Here is a 3015-nt window from a genome sequence, read left to right on the forward strand (position 1 = left end):
GACCTGTTAAATCTGAAGTAGTGAAGCTGGTACCGTCCGTATAATTTAAAGTAAACGTACCGTCATTATTATCTACTGTGGAAGCAATTCCATTTCCATCTGCACCGTCTGCACCATCATTGCCTGCTGGACCTTGTGGACCTACCGCACCGTCTGCGCCATCATTACCTGCTGGGCCTTGAGGACCTGTTAAATCTGAAGTAGTAAAGCTGGTACCATCCGTATAATTTAAAGTAAACGTACCGTCATTATTATCTACTGTAGAAGCAATTCCGTTTCCATCTGCGCCATCTGCACCGTCAGCACCATTAGCACCCGCCGGACCCTGTGGGCCTACTGCACCGTCTGCGCCATCATTACCTGCTGGACCTTGTGGACCGGCTGGACCCTGTGGGCCTGAGTCTGGATTCACCCAACTATAATTACCACTTCCATCTGTGCTTAATACTTGCCCATTAGCACCTCCCGTTGGTAATTCAATTTCGTTCTGATCATCGTTATCGCCGTCTACATAATCTACCGTAAAGTTTCCATTACCATCATCGGTAACCGTAATATCATTAGCGCCTACAACGGTTTCCCTGTAATCCGATAAATCGATAGGTGTTGCCGTTGGATCATCGCTAAGCGTTAAATTATCTCCTGTCAAGGACAAATCTTGTAACTCGTTCGACGCGTCATTATCGTTATTAGCAGGAATCAAAGTACTTGGATCTATATACTCCCAAGAAGTACCATTCCATTGTATCATATCTCCCGCATTAGCACCATCCGCAAGTTTACCTAAGGTAACCGCGCTATCTGCTAATTCGTCCGTATTTACAGCTCCCGTTGCAATTTCATTGCTTGTAATACCGTCTGCTGCTACATCTAATGTGTACGGACTTACCGTAGAGCCAGCCCCTGAACGTACCAATGTACCGTCTGTGGGTCCTACCACTTCGTTACCTATAACACCATCATTCTCTGTTACGGTCACAGAACCTAAATCTACTAAGGTCCATTCCGTACCATCCCACTGCATTACTTGTCCATTTGCGGTACCGTTCGCTAATTTTTCTAATGCAACTGCATCATCTGCAAGCTCTGCAGTACCTACAGCTCCTGCCGCAATTTCTAAGGTAACATCCTCAAAGGTTGCGTTTGCTCCACCGGTAACTGTTAAATCTGAAGAAGAAATTGTTCCATCTGCTATTGCGGCTTCGTCAACAGCAACTGTATAAGCCGTATTATTTCCTGTTGTACTTGGAGTTACCGATACACCATTACCCGCTACAACTGAAGTAGTGGTTTGATTTGCCTGTATCGCAGGAGTCAAATCTAATCCTGTTGAAGCTTCGCCATTTACCGTATTAACTAATTCGTTACTACCATTTAATGTTACTGTATTGCTATTGATGATATCTACTGGTGCTCCTGTAACACCATTTACCGTAGTGGTCAATTCATTTCCGCTACTAGCATTGGCTACAGTTGTAGTTGTGTCTACCGATAAATCAAAATCATCACCAGTTCTTACTACCGTAACCGAACCGTCTGCTGAAGCAACAGTTTGTATCTCATTCAACGGATTTGAATCCGCATCACGAATGTCTATGGTGGTACTTGCACCATCTGTAATCGTTAATTCTACACTTTCATTGGCTACACCACCAGCTCCCTGACCTAAGTCTTGGTCGTCTGTACCGTCTAAAGCATCTACATATGCTTTAGTTGCAGCATCTTGAGCGTTGGTTGGGTCGGCAATATTGGTAATAGCCGCTCCTCCACCGTCATTTCCGTCGGCCAATACTTCACTTAAATTCTGTATCTCGTTCAACGGATTTGAATCCGCATCACGAATATCTATGGTTGTGCTTGCACCATCCGTAATCGTTAATTCTACACTTTCATTGGCTACACCACCAGCTCCTTGACCTAAGTCTTGGTCGTCTGTACCGTCTAAAGCATCTACATATGCTTTAGTTGCAGCATCTTGAGCGTTGGTTGGGTCGGCAATATTAGTAATAGCCGCTCCTCCACCGTCATTTCCGTCGGCCAATACTTCACTTAAATTCTGTATCTCATTCAACGGATTTGAATCCGCATCACGAATATCTATGGTGGTACTTGCTCCATCTGTGATGGTTAATTCTACGCTTTCATTGGCCACACCACCTGCTCCTTGACCTAAGTCCTGGTCGTCTGTACTATTTGTAGCTAATTCCGCTAAAGCCTCTTCAACGTTGTTAGCGACAAAGTTACCTGCTGCATCGGTGATAGCTACCTCAGTTGCTGTTTGGTCGTCAGTACCAATAAATGTTACAGGTGTACCATTTCCATTATCATATGTAAACGTCCCATCGCCATTATTGGTTAGGTCTCCTTTTGCTATTGTTTGCGCAACACCATTTTCGTTGGTGTAGGTAAACGTACCGTTACCATTATCTGCAATATTGGTATTAGTTTCTGCAATACTTACCGAAGCAACATTCAAATACAAACCTCCGTCACTACCAACAGTGATGTCGTTGTTTGCATCGTTACTAACAAAATCGAAAGTTTGTGCTGTCCCCGTTTCATCTGTATAGGTGTATGTTCCATCACCATTGTTAACTAATGTACTAATGCTTGTATCGCTTATAGTAGTCGTTGTTCCCGATGCATCCGTAAATTCATACGTGCCATCACCATTGTCTACCAACGCCACTGTTCCTGCAGCAGCGTTGATTTCATCTATTGCAGCTTGTACGTCAGTAGCCGCAAGACCACTGGTGGTATTATCATATGGGTTGCTGGATGCTCTGGTATCGATAGTCTGAGTGTTGCCAGCTTCGTCCGTATAGGTGTACGTTCCGTCTCCGTTATCGGCAACCGTACTTAAACTCGTATCGCTGATTGTAGTCGTTGTTCCCGATGCATCTGTAAATTCATACGTGCCATCGCCATTGTCTACCAACGCCACTGTTCCTGCAGCAGCGTTGATTTCATCTATTGCAGCTTGTACGTCAGTAGCCGCAAGACCACTGGTGGTAT

General features: G+C 44.6%; 1 protein-coding gene. It reads right to left on the minus strand.

Annotation, left to right across the window (positions count from 1 at the left end; translation table 11 throughout):
- Positions 1 to 3015 (minus strand): beta strand repeat-containing protein (locus ACXAGS_RS15685; RefSeq protein ID WP_474908082.1); only part of this gene is annotated, 3015 nt, incomplete at both ends.

The organism is Croceivirga sp. ABH4_376, from assembly GCF_056160685.1.